Origin of the sequence: Paenarthrobacter nitroguajacolicus, from assembly GCF_051027655.1 — a bacterium.
GTDB lineage: Bacteria > Actinomycetota > Actinomycetes > Actinomycetales > Micrococcaceae > Arthrobacter > Arthrobacter nitroguajacolicus.
Genome location: NZ_CP073234.1, coordinates 1,427,789 through 1,445,490, shown reverse-complemented (window position 1 = coordinate 1,445,490; position 17,702 = coordinate 1,427,789). Strand labels below are relative to the sequence as shown.

Below are 17,702 nucleotides of genomic sequence, written 5' to 3'. Positions count from 1 at the left end.
TGAAAACGGGCCACCCGCACGCCCGAAGGCGGCGGATGGCCCGCTCAAATTCAGCAGTCCGGCGCTATGCTTTGCCGTCGAACAGGCTGGTGACCGAACCGTCGTCGAACACTTCACGGATGGCGCGGGCAATCAAAGGTGCGATCGACAACACCGTCAGCGACGGGAAGCGCTTCTCTGCCGGGATGGGCAGCGTGTTGGTGACCACGACTTCGCGGGCACCGGAATCAGCGAGGCGCTGCGCGGCGGGATCTGAGAAGACCGCGTGCGTGCAGGCAATGATGACGTCCTTGGCGCCGGCGTTCTTCAGGACCTGGACGGCGCCGGAAATGGTTCCGCCAGTGTCGATCATGTCGTCGATGAGGACGCAGGTGCGGCCTTCAACCTGGCCAACAACAGTCTTGGAGACTGCCTGGTTGGGGACGGTGAGGTCGCGGCTCTTGTGAACGAACGCGAGCGGGGCACCGCCCAGGCGCTCAGCCCACTGCTCGGCTACCCGGACGCGGCCTGTGTCAGGCGAAACAACCGTGATGTTGTCCGCTTCCACCTTGGTGCGGATGTAGTCGGCCAGCAGCGGGATTGCCATCAGGTGGTCCACAGGACCGTCGAAGAAGCCCTGGATCTGCGAGGTGTGCAGGTCAACGGACATGATGCGGTCCGCGCCGGCGGTCTTGTAAAGGTCGGCAACCAGTCGGGCGGAAATGGGCTCGCGGCCGCGGCCCTTCTTGTCCTGGCGGGAGTACGGGTAGAACGGGGAAACAACCGTGATCCTCTTGGCAGAGGCGCGCTTGAGCGAGTCAATCATGATCAACTGCTCCATGAGCCAGTTGTTCAGCGGAGCCGGGTGGGCCTGGATGACGAAGGCATCAGTGCCTCGCACGCTCTCGGCCGAACGGACGTAGATTTCCCCGTTGGCGAAGTCGTAGGCGTCGATGGGCAGGAGCTCGGTCTCCAGCTCCTTCGCGATTTCCTGCGCCAGCTCCGGATGCGCCCTTCCGGCGGCGAGAATCAGTTTCTTCTCGCCGTGTGCGGTAATTTCGCTCATGCCTGTTTGCCTTCTTCTATGGTTGCCGGGGATTGTGAAGATGTGGATGCGGACGCCGGCTCCTGCGCGGCTTCGGCCAGCTTCGCGGAGGCGGTGCCCGGCCGGTTGGCCGCTACCCAGCCTTCGGCGTTCCGCTGTGCGGCCAGGCTGAGCGCGAGGGCTCCCGCGGGAACATCCTTACGGATGACCGCGCCGGCGCCACTGTAAGCGCCGTCGCCAACTGTCACAGGTGCCACGAAGACCGTGTTTGAACCTGTGCGGACGCCCGAGCCGATCACCGTGCGGTGCTTCTTCTCGCCGTCGTAGTTGGCCGTGATGTTGCCGCAACCGATGTTGGTGTCTTCGCCGATCTCAGCATCACCGGCGTAGCCCAGGTGGGACAGTTTGGAACCGCGGCCGATTGTCACGTTCTTGGTTTCGTAGAACGCGCCGATCTTGCCGGTCTCGCCCAGGACCGTGCCGGGGCGGAGGTACGTGAACGGTCCGACACTTGCCTTGGCACCGATGGTGGAACCCGAACCGTGCGTACGGATCACCTTTGCGCCTTCGCCAACGTTGACGTCCGTCAAGGTTGTGTCAGGACCAACGACGGCGTCGCGCGCCACCGTAGTGGAACCGTGAAGTTGGGTGTTGGGCAGCAACCGGACGTCTTCATCAAGCGTAACGGTGGAATCGATCCAGGTGGTGGCGGGATCCACCACGGTCACGCCTGCACGCATCCAGGACTCGATGATGCGGCGGTTGTGCTCTGCACCAAGCGCGGACAGCTGGATGCGGTCGTTGGCACCTTCAACCTGCCAGCGGTCCTCAGTCACGACGGCAGCTACCCGGCCGCCTGCGTCACGGGCCAACCCGAGGACGTCGGTCAGGTACATCTCGCCCTGGGCATTGTCCGTGGTGACCTTCGCAAGTGCGGTGCGCAAAACGGCGGCGTCGAAGGCGTAGATACCGGAGTTGACCTCGCGGATGGTGCGCTCGGTTTGGCTGGCATCCTTGTGCTCACGAATACCGGTGACGGTGCCATCTTCGGCGCGCAGGATCCGGCCGTAGCCGGTTGCATCGTCCAGCACCGCGGTGAGGACCGTGACGGCGTTGCCCTCAGCCTCGTGCGTTGCCACAAGTTCACCGAGCAGTTGACCGGTCAGCAGCGGGACGTCGCCGTAGGTGACCACCACGGTGCCGGAAAGTTCGGCGTCGGCATCCAGCGCGTTGAGTGCCACTTCCACTGCGCGGCCAGTGCCAGGAACGTCGTCCTGGTCAACAATGAGTGCTTCCGGATCCAGCCCGGTAACGTGCTCTGCTACGCGGTCACGCGCGTGGCGGACAACCAGGGCCAGCTTCAACGGGTGGATGGCACGTGCGGCGAGGAGAGCATGGCCCACCATGGAGCGGCCGCCGATTTCGTGGAGGATCTTGGGAGTCCGCGACTTCATGCGCGTTCCGGCACCTGCGGCCAAAACGATCACCGCTGCGGGACCGGTGGTTTCGGGGCTCACGTACTGGCTCTCCTTGCTCGGTATGTCCCGGGTAACCCGGCTTCGGAATGCTGCCATCCAGCAATGGACCCAGGCACCGTGAGAGCCGCTACAGGTACAGAGAAGGAGAGCATTTTCCGACCGTTCCGCCCATAGGATTCGAACCTATACTCCACGGCTCCAAAGGCCGGGGTGCTGCCATTACACCAGAGCGGACCGTGCATGATTCGTCCCCCGGATCTTGCGGCCCGGAGGGTTTCCCGGATCACCGGGATGCACACACAAGAATCTAGTTTGCCATGACCAATGCATGCTTCGCGACTTGACCACCCCGAGGCCGCTCCGGGATTCACACTTCCGCTCCCGGAGGACCCTCCCTGCGCCCGTTCCAGCAGTCACTTAGGGCATGATGGACACGTGAGCAACCGCACTGAACTCCCCCGGCCGGCGGCCGCCTCCGAGCCCGCAGAGCACGTCACCAGCGGCCCGGCAGTGCGCATACGGATGACCGGACAGCAGCGGAAATCACAACTCGTCGGCATCGGTCGTGCCCTCTTCGCCGCCCGAGGACTGGACGGCACCACCATCGAGGAAATCGCTGCCGCCGCCGGAGTCTCCAAGCCCGTGATCTACGAGCATTTCGGCTCCAAGGAAGGCCTGTACCGGCAGGTGGTGGAGACCGAATTCCGGATCCTTCTGGACTCCATCACCGAGGCCCTCAGCACCGAAGCAAAGCCCCGCGTACTGGTTGAACGTGCTGCGTTGGCACTCCTTGGCTACATCGAAGACCGCACCGACGGCTTCCGGATCCTCGTGCGCGACGCCCCGCCCTCACAGCCCGAGGGCGCATTCTCCACGCTGCTCACCCACGTGACGGCCCGGGTGGAACACCTGCTCTCCGACGAATTCGCGCGGCGCGGATTCAGCGCCGCGGACGGAGCCATGTATGCGCAGATGCTCGTGGGAATGGTGGCCATGACAGGCCAGTGGTGGCTGGACAGCCGCACTCCCGACAAACGGGCTGTCGCCGCTCACTTGGTGAACCTGGCGTGGAACGGTCTGACGGGGCTCCAAAAAGAGCCTGAGCTCCGCAGTGGGGACTAGGTCTATTCCGCGTTTAGGCAGCCACCCGCGTTAGGGCAGCCATCCTCTGCGTGCTGCTCCTTCGTCGCTTTGACGCACGCTGCCGGATGCCTGCCACGACGCCCTCTCACATCACACGCCCTTGAGCCCACCCCTCTCTCACCTCCCAGCGCCTCCCGGTCATCCCTCTCTCACCTCCCGGGCAACCCTCTCTCACCTCCCGGCACCTCCCGGGCAACCCTCTCTCACCTCCCGGCACCTCCCGGGCATCCCCCTCTCACTTCCCACGTGCTTGGTACTTTGTAGGATGTGCTCATGACCGCACCGCAGATCTATGTAAGTTTCCCGGGAACGGCTCGTGACGCGCTTGGTTTCTACGCGGAGATCTTCGGCGGGGAGCTTTCCCTGTACACCTTCGAGGAATTCAATCGCACCGACGGCCCTTCGGATGCGATCGCCCACGGAGTCCTCCGCGGGGTGGTTTCATTGGGCGGATCTGACACTTCAAACGGCGAAAAGAGCATCCGCACCGAAGGAGTCATGCTCTCACTGCTGGGAGCAGCCGAACCAGCAGTCCTTCACGAATGGTTCAACAAGCTCGCCGACGGTGGCCGAATCGTGGACCCACTTGCGCCGAAACCATGGGGCGCATCAGACGGCCAGGTAGTGGACCGCCACGGCCTGCACTGGCTCATAGGCTACGAACAAGCGCAAAGACCCGAGGGACGTGAGAGACCATCGACCCCAAACCCTTGGGACGCGAGAGACCATCCACCCCAAACCCTAGGGACGTGAGAGACGATCGGCCCCAAACCCTTGGGACGTGAGAGACGATCGACCCGAAACCCTAGGGACGTGAGAGACGATCGACCCGAAACCCTTGGGATGTGAGAGAGGGTCCGCCGCAAACCCGAGGAACGTGATAGAGGGTTGGTAATCGGCCGTCGGCGCAGCGGCAGGCATCCGGAAGCGTGCGTCAAAGCGACGAAGGAGCAGCACGCGGAGGATGTGTGCCGCTGTGCTGCTGCCAAGCGGAGGATGTGTGCCGCTGTGCCGCTGCCAAGCGGAGGATGCGTGCCGCTGGGACGTAGCTAAGCAACGGCGAGACGGCGCTCACCGCTCAATCTACTCGCCCAGGATTTCGGCGGCCTCGAGCCACTCCAGTTCCAGGCCCTCTTTCTCCTCGAGCAATTCCTGGAGCTTTGCGTTGAGCTCCCCCAGGGCATCGAAGTCACCGGATTCGGACTTGGCTGCCATCTGGGTGTGGAGCTTTTCTTCCTGCTGGGAGATCTTTCCGAGTTGGCGGTCGATCCTGTTGAGGTCCTTGCGGGCTTCGCGTTTTTCGGCTTCGCTGGCACCGGATGGAGCGGCAGCGCCCGAAGAGCCGCCACTTGCGGAAGTGGGAGCACCTGAGCCGCCGCCAACTGCGCCCGCGGCCAGTGCAGCTTCGCGCAATTCGAGGTACTGGTCCACACCTCCGGGCAGGCCACGGAGTTTGCCATCGCCCAGCAACGCCATCTGGTTGTCGGTGACGCGTTCCAGAAGGTAGCGGTCGTGGCTCACCACAACCAGGGTGCCGGGCCAGCCGTCCAGTACGTCTTCGACGGCGGCAAGGGTGTCGGTGTCGAGGTCGTTGGTGGGTTCGTCGAGCATCAGGACGTTGGGCTCCCCTACCAGCAGGCGCAGGAGCTGAAGTCGACGACGCTCACCGCCGGAGAGGTCGCTGACGGGTGTCCACTGCTTTTCCTTGGTGAACCCAAGCTGTTCCACGAGCTGTCCGGCGGTAAATTCCTTGCCGCCCACGCTGAAGGACCGCTTTTCGCGTTCGATGACCTCAATGACGCGCAGGTCCGAGACTTCATCGAGCTCTTTGACGTCCTGGGTCAGCACGGCAGTGACCACAGTCTTGCCACGCTTGACCTTGCCCGAGCTCGGTTGGATTTCACCGTTCAGCAGCCTCAGGAGCGTCGACTTTCCTGCCCCGTTGACTCCCACCAGCCCAAGACGTTCGCCCGGCGCAAGCCGGAGGGTGATGTTGTCGAAGAGCTTCTGTCCGTCCTCGCCGTCGAGGAAGTCAAGGGTGACGTTCTCGAGGTCCAGCACATCCTTGCCCAAGCGTGCGGTGGCCATTTTGCTGAGGGCCACGGAGTCGCGGGGATCGGGTACGTCGGCGATGAGGTCGTTGGCAGCTTCGATGCGGAACTTGGGCTTCGCGGTTCGGGCAGGTGCACCACGCCGAAGCCACGCCAGTTCCTTTTTGACGAGCTGCTGGCGTTTACCTTCGACGACGGCGGCCATACGGTCGCGCTCGGCGCGCGCCAAAACGTAGGCTGCGTACCCGCCGTCGAACATGTCCACCATGGCGTCGTGGACTTCCCAGGTGTAGTTGCAGACTTCGTCGAGGAACCAGCGGTCGTGGGTGACCACCAGGAAGGCGCCCTGGTTGGCGCGCCAACGTGTCTTGAGGTGACGGGCCAACCAGGCGACGCCCTCAACGTCGAGGTGGTTGGTGGGTTCGTCAAGCATGATGACGTCGTGGTCTTCGATGAGGAGTTTGGCCAGCGCAACACGGCGCTTCTGGCCGCCGGATAGAGCATGGACGTTGGCGTGCCAGTCGACGTCGCCCACCAGTCCGCCCATGACTTCGCGGATCTTGGCGTTGGCCGCCCATTCGTGGTCCGCGCGGTCACCGACGATCGCAGCGCCGACGGTGAGGTCGCCGTCGAGAACGTCGCCTTGGTCCAGGTAGCCGACGTTGACGTCTCCGCGCTTGGTGACGCGGCCGGAGTCGGGCGTGGAACGCAAGGCGAGCAGGCGCATGAGTGTCGATTTACCGTCACCGTTGCGGCCCACCATGCCGATGCGGTCGCCATCCTCCAAACCTAGGGTGACGCCGTCGAGGACAGTACGGGTCGCGAACGAAACGGTGAGGTTTTCGCCGCCAAGCAGGTGGGCCAATGGGTACTACTTTCTACTGCTGGAATGCGGAGGTACTAAAGGAGGGTATCGGAGATGATCCGGGCGCCGGGCACCGGGCCGTGGACCGCCAAGGCAGTGTGGCCGCGGTGGCCCAGCTCTTCAGCGAGGACCTTAGCTGAGACAGAATCCCTGGCAAGCAGGGCGATGGTGGGTCCCGAGCCGGACACCATGCCGGCAAGGGCACCGCGCGCTTCACCGAGTCCGATGGTGTCGCGAAGCTGCGGTGCGAGCGTTATGGAGGCCCGCTGGAGGTCGTTGATCAGCACGCGGCTGAGGGTTTCGGGGTCACCATTCCGCAGGGCTTGGAGGATGGTGGGGTCCACGTCAACGGGCTCGGGAATCTCCACGCCTTCTGAGTCCCGAAGCCCGTCGAGGGTTCGGAACACGTCAGGGGTGGACAGCCCGTAATCGGCAAAAACCAGCACCCAATCCATTTGCGCCTTGGCCAGCGCGGGTGAGAGTTTATCTCCCACGCCAAGCCCGACGGCGGTGCCTCCCAGGAGCGAGAACGGCACGTCTGCGCCCAACTCGGCTGCAAGGTGCGCCAGTTCCTCTCGTGAGAGGCCGCTGTTCCAGAGCGCATCGCAGGCCAGGAGCGTGGCGGCGGCGTCTGCAGAGCCACCGCCCATGCCACCAGCCACGGGGACACGCTTGGTGATTTCCAAGTGCACGCCGGTTGGTTTCTCGGACATTTCAGCCATGATGGCCGCAGCCTTGTACGCGAGATTGCGCTCGTCCAAGGGGATGTCCACGCCGTCCAGGTCCAGGGTGCTGTCCGGGCTGATGCTGACAGTGATTCCTTCAGCCTCAGTACTTGTGGCCGCCACTTCCTCGTAGAGGGAGACGGCGAGGTACACGCTGGCCACCGAATGGTATCCGTCGGGCCGCAACGGTCCTACGCTCAGGGAGACGTTGATCTTGCCCGGGGCTTTGACGCGAACCGTGCGGGCATGAAAGCGATCCCCCACGAACGGGAGGCTGCTTGGCTTGCGGTTACCCGGGTTCATGCGTCCACGGGGTGGCGGGCTTCGGCGATCTTGACGTAGGCATGGATGTCCAGGACCTCGCCGCGCGCTGTGGGGTCAACTCCGGCGGCCACGAGGCACCGCTCCGCTTCGGAGGCGCTCCCGGCCCAACCGGCGAGTGCCGCGCGCAGCGTTTTCCGCCGCTGCGCGAAGGCAGCATCAATGACGGCGAATACCTGTTCACGCGTAGCATGCGTTTCCGGCGGGTTATGCCGGGTGAAGGCGACCAGGCCTGAATGGATCTTCGGCGCAGGCCAGAAGACGTTCATTCCGATAACGCCGGCCTTGCGCATATGCCCATACCAGGCCGCCTTGACCGACGGGACACCGTAGATCTTGGAACCCGGCGTGGCGGCCAGGCGATCCGCAACCTCATCCTGAACCATGACCAGGCCATGCTGGAGGCTGGGGAAATGTTGCAGCAGGTGAAGCACCACCGGAACGGCCACGTTGTAGGGCAGGTTGGCCACCAATGCGGTGGGTGGCAAAGGCAGTTCGGTGACCTTCATGGCGTCCGACAACACCAGGTGGAAGTTGTCCTCAGCACCGGGCCGCCAAGCGCGCACAGTTGCTGGCAGCTTTTCCGCCAACACGGGGTCGATTTCGACGGCGACCACGGCCTTGGCCGCGTCCAGCAAACCGAGTGTCAGGGAGCCAAGGCCAGGGCCCACCTCCAGCACGGTTTCGTCGTCGCCAATGTTGGCTGCGGCCACAATCCTGCGGATGGTGTTGCCATCGATCACAAAGTTCTGCCCCAGGCTTTTCGTGGGGCGTACACCGATCTCCTCGGCGAGCCGTCGGATATCTGTGGCGCCCATCAAGGGCGCGACGGCGGCGGGTTCGGAATTCGGTTCAGTCACCTAGGTATCGTATCGCCTGTGCGGGGTCAGGCTGCGTGGGCGCAGCCCCAGTCGCTGAGGCCGTTCTTGGCGTAGAGGCGGTTGGCGATGTCAATCTGCTGAGCCTTGGTGGCAAGGCTGGCATTGGGAGCGTAGGCTCCACCACCGTTGGCAAGCCAGGTGGGGCTGGAGAACTGCAGGCCACCGTAGTAGCCGTTGCCGGTGTTGATTGACCAGTTTCCGCCCGATTCACACTGGGCGATCCTGTCCCACATGGCTTCGTTCGGTGCCCCGGTGGGGCCGCTGGCTGCGGGGGCTGCAGTTGCGGCTGCTGCCTGCGGGGCAGGGGTGGGAACGGGGCGGGCCTTGGTGCCGACGCTGATCTTTTCGGTCACGGGCTCGGTGGCTACGTTGCTGGAGACCAGGGTGCGGGACGCTTCGCGGCCGTCTACGAGGACCAGCTTGAACGTCTTGACCAGGGACCCTGCCACGCCTTCCTGGGTCACTTTCTCTTCGCCTTTGAAGAGTTCAGCACTATCACTCTTCACGCTTTCGAACGGTACTTCTTCGGTGGCTTCGGCGGTCTTGCTGGTGTCCACCCGGGAGACCTTAATCACCATGTCCTGGACGATGGGCGCATTGCCGGGCTGGGAGATGCGGTCGTTTGCGCCGAGGGTGATGCCGGCGTCCTTGAGCACGGTGGCGACGTCGTCCGCCGTCGTGGTGGTGCTGGTGTCCTTGCCGTCAGCTACGACGCTGATGGTCTTGGGAGTGGAGATGGAAACGAAGGATCCGGTGACTTCCAAGGACGCTTCTTTGGGCTGGGAGATTTCGGAGGAGCTTGCTACACCGAGTTCGCTCACCAGGCCTGCAACGTCAGGGGCAGTGGTGTTCACGGTCTTCCGGGCGCCATCCAGTTCAATGGACACGGCCTTGGCCAGGTTGACGTTCACTACGGATCCGTTTTCGACCCGCGCGTCAAGAGCCGGGGAAACGCGGTCTGCGTCCTTCAACTCGACCTTGGCTGCTTTGACCACTTGGTCAACAGTGCCGCCGAAGGTCTGGATGGAGCTCACTTTGCCGTCCACGTTGAGGGTGACGGTCTTGTTGTTGCCGACGAAGGCGACGACGCCAACCACCAGCGCTGCAACCACCAGCAGCTGGGTACCTACCTTGAGGAAACTGAACTTGCCATCCGTTGTGAAGAACTTGATCACGATCGCCCATTACTCTCAGACCATCCGGGCACGGGGAAAAGCGCAAAAGTAATGCCGACCGCAAAAACGGAGGGCCAGGCAATAAGCCTGGTCCTACACTTGCTGCCGGCATCTGCGCCGCCAAAAACATTCAACTGGTTGCTCCGGAATCAACCGGTGCAGTTGTCCGAAGGCCTTCCCCGACCCCGGCTACTTGTTTAACACAGTAACCGATCCGTTATAAACGAACCAAGAATCGTGCATACCGGGTATCCAGGCCCGGAGCCGCCTTGTCGTCAAAAAAGGCGGCTTAGGCCCACGAACCGTAGGCATTCAGGGTGTTTTCGGCCAACCGCGAACAAAGTTCGGCCAAGTTATCTCCTGTCACGTCAGCCATGGACCGGACTGTGTAGGGAACCATGTAGCTCGCATTCGGCCGCCCGCGGTGGGGATGCGGTGTTAGGAACGGAGAGTCGGTTTCCACCAGAATCCTGCCAGGTTCGGCAATGGCCAGGGCAGCGCGGAGATTCCCGGCGTTCTTGAACGTCATGGTGCCGGCGAAGGACATGTACCAGCCGTTCCCGTTACAGATCCGGGCTAGTTCCTCATCTCCGGAGAAGCAGTGAAACACCACGCGATCCGGAGCGCCTTCCTCCCGCAGGACCTGCACTACGTCGTCGTGGGCGTCGCGGTCGTGAATCTGCAGTGTCAGCCCGAGCCTCTTGGCGATGTCAATGTGTCGCCGAAAGGAGTACCGCTGATGGGCCAGCCCCTCACCGTGGGTTCGGAAGAAGTCCAACCCGGTCTCCCCGATGGCCCGGATCCGCGGATGACCGGCCAGCGCCTCGATCTCGGCGAGCGCCGATTCCAGTTCACCGCGGGCCGCGTATTCGGGGGCGTCGTTGGGGTGGATTGCTACGGCACCGAGTAGCCGGGGGTCAGCTTCCACCGCCTGCACTGTGAACCTGGAGGATTCGAGGTCGCAGCCCACTTGGATGGCGCCCTGCACACCAACGGCTTCCGCGGAGTCCATGGCGTCCTGCACCGATACCTCAATCAAGCCGTGCCTGAAGTCCAGATGCGTGTGATTGTCCATCACAGGTACAGGCAGGGGTTCGGGCGCTGGCGGGTACTCCCGGCGTGAGTCTTTTTCGTCTGCTGCGTCGGAAGGCGCCCGGTAAGGTGCGGGAGCGAGGGAATTGCACATGCTTCCACCTTATTCGGACCGCGGTCCTCCCCGGGCGCCCGGGAGGAGCGAGCCATAAATTCCGTTTGCCACATAAATTCCGGGGCACTATGTTAGCGCAGGCCAATGTCTGGGTAGTCTGGAACGGACAAGCGGCCAACACCAGCAGCGCTCAGCGAAGACAGCTGCTGCGGAGGCCACGGCTGAAGGGCAATTCATGGAGTCCAAGCGACAAGTCACCGTTGAACCTTCTCCTGTTCAGGGCGAGGCTTACAGTCCCCTGCCCCGTGACGGCGCAGGGCTCAATGGGCACAGGCCGCATGTCATGGACGCGGAACGGTTCCACGATGCCAGCGAGCGCATCCTTGGTTCCATCAATAAGGTCATCGATGGAAAAGCCGACGCCGCCAAGCTCGCCCTTACTGTGCTGCTGGCCCAGGGCCATCTTCTGCTGGAGGATGTGCCGGGGGTCGGAAAGACTTTGCTCGCAAAGACGCTGGCCCGGACTGTGGACTGTACGGTGTCCCGCATTCAATTCACCCCGGACCTGCTCCCTTCCGACGTCACAGGAGTGTCCATCTACAACCAGTCGTCCCGGCAGTTCGAGTTCCGGCCCGGTGCCGTGTTCGCGAACATCGTGATCGGCGACGAAATCAACCGCGCTTCGGCCAAAACCCAATCCGCCTTGCTTGAATGCATGGAAGAGCACCAGGTGACTGTGGACGGCCATTCGTATCAGCTGGGATTGCCCTTCATGGTGGTGGCCACGCAGAACCCCATCGAGATGGAAGGCACGTACCCGCTGCCGGAAGCACAGCGTGACCGCTTTATGGCCAGGATTTCCATGGGCTACCCGGACAGGGAGGCCGAGATCGAGATGTTGGAGACACATCAGGCGTCCTCACCCCTGATTAAGGTGACTCCCGTGGTCACGGCGGCCGATGTGGCTGCCATGATCGCCACCGTCCAGCAGGTTTATGTCTCCACTGCCATCAAGGAGTACACGGTGGCCATTGGACGGGCAACCCGTGACAGTGCCCGGCTCCGTCTTGGTGCCAGCCCGCGATCTTTGCTGCAACTGCTCCGTGCGGCCAAGGCCACGGCGGCCCTGGATGGCCGCGATTTTGTCCTTCCGGATGACGTGGTGGACGTGGCCGAATCAGTGCTCGCCCACCGGATCATCCTGGACCGCAAGGCTGCGAGTTCGGGCGACACGCCGCAGAGCATTCTCCGGGGCATCTTCGCTTCCTTGCCCGTGGCCCAGGAACCGCCTGGCGCGTGGCGCAGGGACAGGCACAGCGTTTAGGAGAGATGCCGGTATGGCGCTCATGGATCGGCTTCCCAAGCACTTATTCACCAACCGCGGCTGGGGGCTTCTGGCCGCCGGGGCCCTTTCCCTGGGGTGCGCGTATGTCATGGGCAGGCGTGATCTCCTGACTCTGGCTGTCCTGTTGATCCTCCTTCCCTTGGTGGCGCTTGCCGGCGTCCGGGTGCTCAAACCCAAGTTCCAGGTGTACCGGGAGTTCAATCCGTCCACGGTGGAGACGTCCGGCACCACAACCGTTCGCCTCGCTGTTGCACGGTCGTCATATTCCACAGGGCACGTGATCATGGAGGAGCAACTGCCTCCCCGCTTCGGTGAGCCGCCCGCTTTCCGCTTTCCTGCCCGATCAGCATCCGGAGGCACCAGCCGCTACGAATATCACTTGCGCTCGGGCAAGCGGGGACAGTTCCGGATTGGTCCGGTCACCGCAGAGTTCAGTGACCCTTTCGGCTTATCGCTGCGGCGGCATGCAATTGACGACGGCGACATCCTCACCGTCACTCCTGCCGCCGTCGAACTTCCCGTCACGGGCCTCGCCGGCGCGCGTGGCAATGATGGCGTGACGGCGACCCGTATCCGGGCTAATCCCAGCGATGACGACATCATGACCCGTGAGTACAGGCACGGTGATCCCATGCGCCGCGTTCACTGGGCGGCTACTGCCCGCCATGGCCAGCTCATGGTCCGCCAGGAGGAGTCGGTGACCACCCCTGAGGCCACCCTCATCCTGGACCAGAGATTCACCGCCTTTGCCGCCGGAACCGGTTCTGTCTTCGGGAGCCATGACGAGGACTCTGACCTTGTCACCAGTACAAACTTCGAGTGGATGGTCACGGCGGCGATGTCCATTACCGCGCATCTGGCCGAACGGAATTATTCGTTACGGCTCCTTGATGCATTTGGCAGGGCGGCGTTCCATCGTTCGCGCTCGGCGCCGGACGCGGAGGCGGAGGAGTTCGCGGGCGTGGGCGGCCTTCAGGCCATCGCAGAGAGTCTTGCGGCAGTGGAGCTAAGCGGCCCGAGGCACACCAGGCAGGAGCACCACAGGACCGAGCAAATCTCCGAACACAAGGAGGGCTCCCCCGGCTCGGCGGGCACGGAGAATGCCGATTCTCCTTTCAACGATCGCCTGATGGACAAACTCTCAGCGCACCGGTTGCGCGGTCCGCTGCTTGCCTTGGTGGGCAACCTGACGCCCGCCGAGGCAAGGACACTTGCCCCGGCGGCCGGCTATGGTGCCAACGCCTTTGCCTTGGTGATCACCGATGCCTCACGGAACAACGAGGAAATACTTGAGATCTTGCGTGTTGCCGGTTGGAGGGCAGCAGCTGTGACATCGAAAACCCAGTTGACGGCTGCCTGGTCAGCCTTCGATGCCGGTGGCATCGTAGCTGCCGCAGATGCGGCCATGGATGTCCGGCGTGGAGCGGCGGTGCCACGATGACTGCTACATCCCACCAGGGCTCCCCCAGCGCTCCGACCCAACCGGGTGGAACAGCCAGCACGGCTTCGTCCGGCAAGCCGTCCCGGCCGCAGGTCCCGGGTCCAGGGCCCTATCCATGGGCCATGGCAGGATCAGTGGCGGTGGCTGTCCTAGGGGCGGCGTTGTCCTTGAACGGTGTCCTCAGGGGCTGGGCCTGGTTCATGCCTCTGATCACCACGGTGGTAGTGGTCGCGCTGACGCTTGCTGCCCTCCGGGCACTCCGGGCCCAGCCGCTGATCGCGACCCTGGGCTCCTTTGCCACCTTGGCGGCTGTGCTCAGCTTCATCTTCTGCCGCCAGGAGAGCCTGGCGGGGTTCATCCCCACCACCGAGACCTTTACCGCCGTCGGACGACACATTAAGCGGGCCGCCGAAACAGTGGTGTCCGAAAGCGCGCCGGTGGCACCCAACGCCGGGATCGTTTTCGTCATGTGTGCCTGCCTTGGGCTCCTGGTGATCCTCATCGATGCCCTGGCCGTTCCACTTTCCATGCCTGCGGCCAGCGGCATTGGCCTGCTGGCGGTCATGGTGGTGCCTGCCACTATCAAACCGCAGAGCGTGGGAGTAGCCGGATTCATCGGCGCGGCCGTGGGTTACCTGCTCATCCTGGGGTGCAGCCACTGGTTCGCCCCTGATGCCAGGCTCCAGTCGGGCTCGGGGCGCGGTGCCGGCCAGTTCAAGCGCTCAGTTGTCACCGGTGGCCTGGCGCTGGCATTGACCATGACCGTCCCCTTGGCCATCCCCGGTTTCGAGACCGGCACTTTTCCGCAGGGCTCACGGCTCAGCCCGTGGGGCACCTCCAATGGGCTCAATCCCATGATCACCTTGGGCAACAGCCTCAGGAGTCCTACCGGTTCGGGCCGCATCACGTATGCCACTAGCGCCGACGCACCCCTGTATTTGAGGTCGGTCACCGTTGACCACTTCGACGGCGAAACCTGGGCTCCGGATGATCGTGCCTCCGAGCGCCGCGTAGGTGCGGACAGAATCGAGACGGGGTACGCCGTCCAGGGCGAAGTGGTCAACGCCGTGACCTCGATAAACGCGGGCCTGTTCACCAGCCCTTACCTCCCTGCCCCGTTTGCGCCGGCCTCCGTGAACGGGCTCAACGGACGCTGGACCTGGGATCCGGCCACTTTGAGCATCATGAGCAATGAGACCACCACCCGCGCGCAACGGTACGTCGTCTTCTCCGCAGCCCCCAGGATCACATCGGAGTCCCTGTCCCAAGCCACTTCCGTACCGAAGGGCATTTCAGAAGACTTCCTGAGGATTCCGGGCAACCTTCCGGACATCGTGCGGCAAACAGCCGATACCGTCACGGCATCCGCGGGCAGCAACTACGCCAAGGCGCTGGCCCTCCAGAACTACCTGCGTTCCGGCGAGTTCACGTACTCTCTGCAAGCTCCCGTGCAGAACGGCTATGACGGCAACGGCCTCTCGGTCCTGGCTGACTTCCTTGCCGTCAAGAGCGGCTATTGTGTTCATTTCTCCTCGGCCATGGCCGTCATGGCGCGGGCAGAGGGCATTCCGAGCCGCATCGCGGTGGGCTACGCGCCGGGCCGGCTCACGGGCGAGTCCGTGGCCTTGGTCGGTCAGGGATCCTTCCCTGAGTACGAGGTGGACGCCCGGGATGCCCACGCATGGCCCGAACTGTATTTTGAGGGCCTGGGCTGGGTTCCCTTTGAACCAACGCCGTCGCGGGGCCACGTCCCCGATTACGCCATCGAATCCTCAGTTCCCAGTAATCTCAGCACCAACGCCGATGAGAAAGAAGTCCTCACAACCCCCGCGCCGCCGGCAGCAGCGCCCGTCCCGATTCCTGGAGTGGAGACCCCTGCCGCGGGTTCGGCCACCACGAACCCGCTCCCGGCTATCGGCGCCGCAGCAGCGGGGATTTTGTTGCTCGCCGGATTCCTCTGGTCGCCGAGGCTGAGCAGGACGGTCCTCCGGCGACGCCGGTTGAACCAAAAACCTCCGGATGAAGCCGGCACACCTGGCTACAAGGATCCTGCCCCTGAACTTGCCTGGGCGGAGCTGCAGGACCTCGCTACCGATTACGGCGTGCCATCGACATCCAGCGAGACGCCGAGGCATTTTTCCGCCCGGCTGCGGTCCAGCACCGCACTTGGTGACACAGGAGGACTCGACGACGCCGCGCACGCAGCAGTGGCTTCCCTCACCTCGGACTTCGAACGGCAACGCTACGGTCGCACGGCGGCCCCGGCACCGGCAGCGGCGGGCCGCATCGCCGTCGTCCGTGAGGCGTTGCGAAACAATGCCCGATGGTTGGTGCGCTTCCGCGCTGACTGGCTGCCGCCGTCGATGATGCAGCGCTGGGTCCGTGCGCTGGGCGCGCCGTTCCGGGCTGTTGGAAGGCTCGGCAAAGCCATGGGCCAGGCGGTTGCCCGGTGGTGGCACAGGCTCGCGGGCCTGATCCCCCAGCGCCGCTAGGTTCAGGTACAGACAGCGTTCAGGTACAGACAGCGAGGGGCCCGACGCCGGAACTTGTGGTTCCGGGGCCGGGCCCCTGCGTGTGTCAACCGTTCTTGTTGCGAGAGCGGTGGACCGGATCCTGTGCGGCCTAGTCGGCGTAAGGGTCCGCGATACCTACGTACTGGGTGTACAGGTACTCTTCGATGCCTTCGGAACCGCCTTCGCGGCCCAGGCCGGACTGCTTGACGCCACCGAACGGTGCGGCGGCGTTGGAGATGACACCGGCGTTGAGGCCGAGCATGCCGGTCTCGATGCGTTCGCTGATGCGCAGGCCCCGGTTGAGGTCCTTGGTGAAGACGTAGGCAACCAGGCCGTATTCGGTGTTGTTGGCCAAGCGAACGGCGTCGTCTTCTGTGGAGAAGGTGATGATCGGCGCTACCGGCCCGAAGATTTCTTCCTGCAGGATGCGGGCGTCAGCTGCAACGTTCTTCAGCACGGTGGGCTGGTAGAAGTAGCCGGGACCGTCCACGGCGGCACCACCGGTGACAGCTGTGGCACCTCCTGCTACGGCTTCGGAAACGAGGGCGTGGACGCCGTCGCGGGCCTTGCCGTCGATGAGCGGGCCAACCTTGGATTCGGGCTCGGTACCGCGGGCGGTGGTCAGGGAACCGATTTTGGCGGCGAACTTCTCGGCGAAGGAATCGGCGATGGACTCGTGCACAATGAAGCGGTTCGCTGCGGTGCAGGCCTCGCCCATGTTGCGCATCTTGGCAGCAATGGCGCCTTCAACGGCCTTGTCCAAGTCGGCGTCTTCGAAGACCACGAACGGTGCGTTGCCGCCCAGTTCCATGGAGGTGCGCAGGACCTTGTCCGCTGCTTCACGGATCAGTGCCTGGCCCACCGGGGTGGAGCCGGTGAAGGAGATCTTGCGGAGGCGGTCATCCTTGATCAGCGGGCCCGTGACGGCGCCGGCGGTGGAGGTCTGGATGACGTTGAGGACACCGTCGGGGAGGCCGGCTTCCTGCATGACCTGGGCGAAGAGCAGGCTGGTGAGCGGGGTCAGGTTGGCCGGCTTGAGCACCATGGTGCAACCCGCGGCGACGGCGGGGGCTACCTTGCGGGTGGCCATGGCCAGCGGGAAGTTCCACGGGGTGATCAGCAGGCAGGGGCCTACCGGCTTCTTCTGCACGAGGAGGCGGTTCTTGCCATCAGGTGCTGCGGAGTAACGGCCGGACACGCGGACTGCTTCTTCGGAGAACCAGCGCAGGAACTCGGCACCGTAGGTGACTTCACCACGGGCTTCGGCAAGGGGCTTGCCCATTTCGAGGGTCATCAGCAGTGCGAAGTCTTCGGCACGCTCGGTGACCAGTTCAAAGGCGCGGCGCAGGATTTCGCCGCGTTCGCGCGGTGCGGTGCGGGCCCAATCGGCTTGGGCGGCAGCAGCGGCATCGAGGGCGGCAGCGCCGTCTTCAGCACCGGCGTCGGAGATGCTGAGCAGGACCTTGCCCGTGGCCGGGTCCTCAACATCAAAGGTCTTTCCGGATCCGGCCGGGCGCCACTGACCGTTGATCAGCAGGCCGGTAGGGACGGAAGCCAGCAGTTCGCTTTCGCGTTCAACCGTGACAGTCATGG

Annotated in this window: 13 protein-coding genes and 1 tRNA gene; 5 read left to right on the top strand and 9 right to left on the bottom strand. The window is 63.8% G+C overall.

All coding sequences use genetic code 11. The annotated features are described in order from the left end of the window. Positions 1 to 64: 64 nt before the first annotated feature. The 3 genes from KCX59_RS07165 to KCX59_RS07155 form a co-directional block, all read right to left on the bottom strand. Positions 65 to 1,045 carry a ribose-phosphate diphosphokinase gene (locus KCX59_RS07165; RefSeq protein WP_011774071.1) on the bottom strand — a complete coding sequence of 327 codons (981 nt, stop codon included), beginning with the start codon at positions 1,043 to 1,045 and terminating at the stop codon, positions 65 to 67. Beyond that, complete coding sequence (gene glmU / locus KCX59_RS07160) at positions 1,042 to 2,541, bottom strand: bifunctional UDP-N-acetylglucosamine diphosphorylase/glucosamine-1-phosphate N-acetyltransferase GlmU (protein WP_179019179.1); 1,500 nt, start codon at positions 2,539 to 2,541, stop codon at positions 1,042 to 1,044. The genes KCX59_RS07165 and glmU overlap by 4 nt, the downstream gene beginning before the upstream one ends. A 123-nt stretch (positions 2,542 to 2,664) precedes the next feature. Then, positions 2,665 to 2,736: transfer RNA gene (locus tag KCX59_RS07155), tRNA-Gln, on the bottom strand. A 288-nt stretch (positions 2,737 to 3,024) separates the two neighbouring features. Between KCX59_RS07155 and KCX59_RS07150 the strand changes: the two genes are divergently transcribed. Next, positions 3,025 to 3,624 (top strand): TetR/AcrR family transcriptional regulator, encoded by a 600-nt coding sequence (locus tag KCX59_RS07150; RefSeq protein WP_091467603.1) that lies wholly within the window; start codon positions 3,025 to 3,027, stop codon positions 3,622 to 3,624. 294 nt (positions 3,625 to 3,918) lie between these two features. Further along, the gene (locus KCX59_RS07145; protein WP_256871581.1) at positions 3,919 to 4,398 is read left to right on the top strand and encodes a VOC family protein; all 480 of its coding nucleotides are present in this window, start codon (positions 3,919 to 3,921) and stop codon (positions 4,396 to 4,398) included. Between the two features lie 330 nt (positions 4,399 to 4,728). On the opposite strand, the gene KCX59_RS07140 is transcribed toward KCX59_RS07145, so the two are convergent. The 5 genes from KCX59_RS07140 to KCX59_RS07120 form a co-directional block, all read right to left on the bottom strand. Beyond that, positions 4,729 to 6,561: an ABC-F family ATP-binding cassette domain-containing protein gene (locus tag KCX59_RS07140; protein ID WP_179019181.1), complete on the bottom strand. Its 1,833-nt coding sequence runs from the start codon at positions 6,559 to 6,561 to the stop codon at positions 4,729 to 4,731. A 35-nt stretch (positions 6,562 to 6,596) separates the two neighbouring features. Then, positions 6,597 to 7,589 carry a 4-(cytidine 5'-diphospho)-2-C-methyl-D-erythritol kinase gene (locus tag KCX59_RS07135; protein ID WP_179019183.1) on the bottom strand — a complete coding sequence of 331 codons (993 nt, stop codon included), beginning with the start codon at positions 7,587 to 7,589 and terminating at the stop codon, positions 6,597 to 6,599. Then, positions 7,586 to 8,467 (bottom strand): 16S rRNA (adenine(1518)-N(6)/adenine(1519)-N(6))-dimethyltransferase RsmA, encoded by an 882-nt coding sequence (gene rsmA / locus KCX59_RS07130; RefSeq protein ID WP_179019185.1) that lies wholly within the window; start codon positions 8,465 to 8,467, stop codon positions 7,586 to 7,588. Before rsmA ends, KCX59_RS07135 begins: the two co-directional genes overlap by 4 nt. A gap of 26 nt (positions 8,468 to 8,493) precedes the next feature. After that, complete coding sequence (locus tag KCX59_RS07125) at positions 8,494 to 9,663, bottom strand: resuscitation-promoting factor (protein WP_091466173.1); 1,170 nt, start codon at positions 9,661 to 9,663, stop codon at positions 8,494 to 8,496. 289 nt (positions 9,664 to 9,952) lie between these two features. Beyond that, a complete protein-coding gene (locus KCX59_RS07120; RefSeq protein WP_179019187.1) occupies positions 9,953 to 10,849 on the bottom strand; it encodes a TatD family hydrolase in 897 nt (298 codons plus the stop codon). A gap of 196 nt (positions 10,850 to 11,045) precedes the next feature. Here KCX59_RS07120 and KCX59_RS07115 point away from each other — a divergent pair, with 196 nt between their 5' ends. From KCX59_RS07115 to KCX59_RS07105, 3 genes are read left to right on the top strand one after another with little or no spacing between them, the layout of a single operon-like run. Beyond that, positions 11,046 to 12,134 (top strand): AAA family ATPase, encoded by a 1,089-nt coding sequence (locus tag KCX59_RS07115; RefSeq protein ID WP_178997928.1) that lies wholly within the window; start codon positions 11,046 to 11,048, stop codon positions 12,132 to 12,134. Between the two features lie 13 nt (positions 12,135 to 12,147). Next, a complete protein-coding gene (locus tag KCX59_RS07110; protein ID WP_179019189.1) occupies positions 12,148 to 13,596 on the top strand; it encodes a DUF58 domain-containing protein in 1,449 nt (482 codons plus the stop codon). Further along, positions 13,593 to 16,088, top strand: a complete 2,496-nt coding sequence (locus tag KCX59_RS07105) for a transglutaminase TgpA family protein (RefSeq protein WP_179019191.1) — start codon at positions 13,593 to 13,595, stop codon at positions 16,086 to 16,088. The genes KCX59_RS07110 and KCX59_RS07105 overlap by 4 nt, the downstream gene beginning before the upstream one ends. A gap of 130 nt (positions 16,089 to 16,218) precedes the next feature. On the opposite strand, the gene KCX59_RS07100 is transcribed toward KCX59_RS07105, so the two are convergent. Beyond that, on the bottom strand, positions 16,219 to 17,700 hold the full coding sequence (locus tag KCX59_RS07100) for an NAD-dependent succinate-semialdehyde dehydrogenase (RefSeq protein ID WP_179019192.1): 1,482 nt from the start codon (positions 17,698 to 17,700) through the stop codon (positions 16,219 to 16,221). Between the last annotated feature and the right edge of the window lie 2 nt (positions 17,701 to 17,702).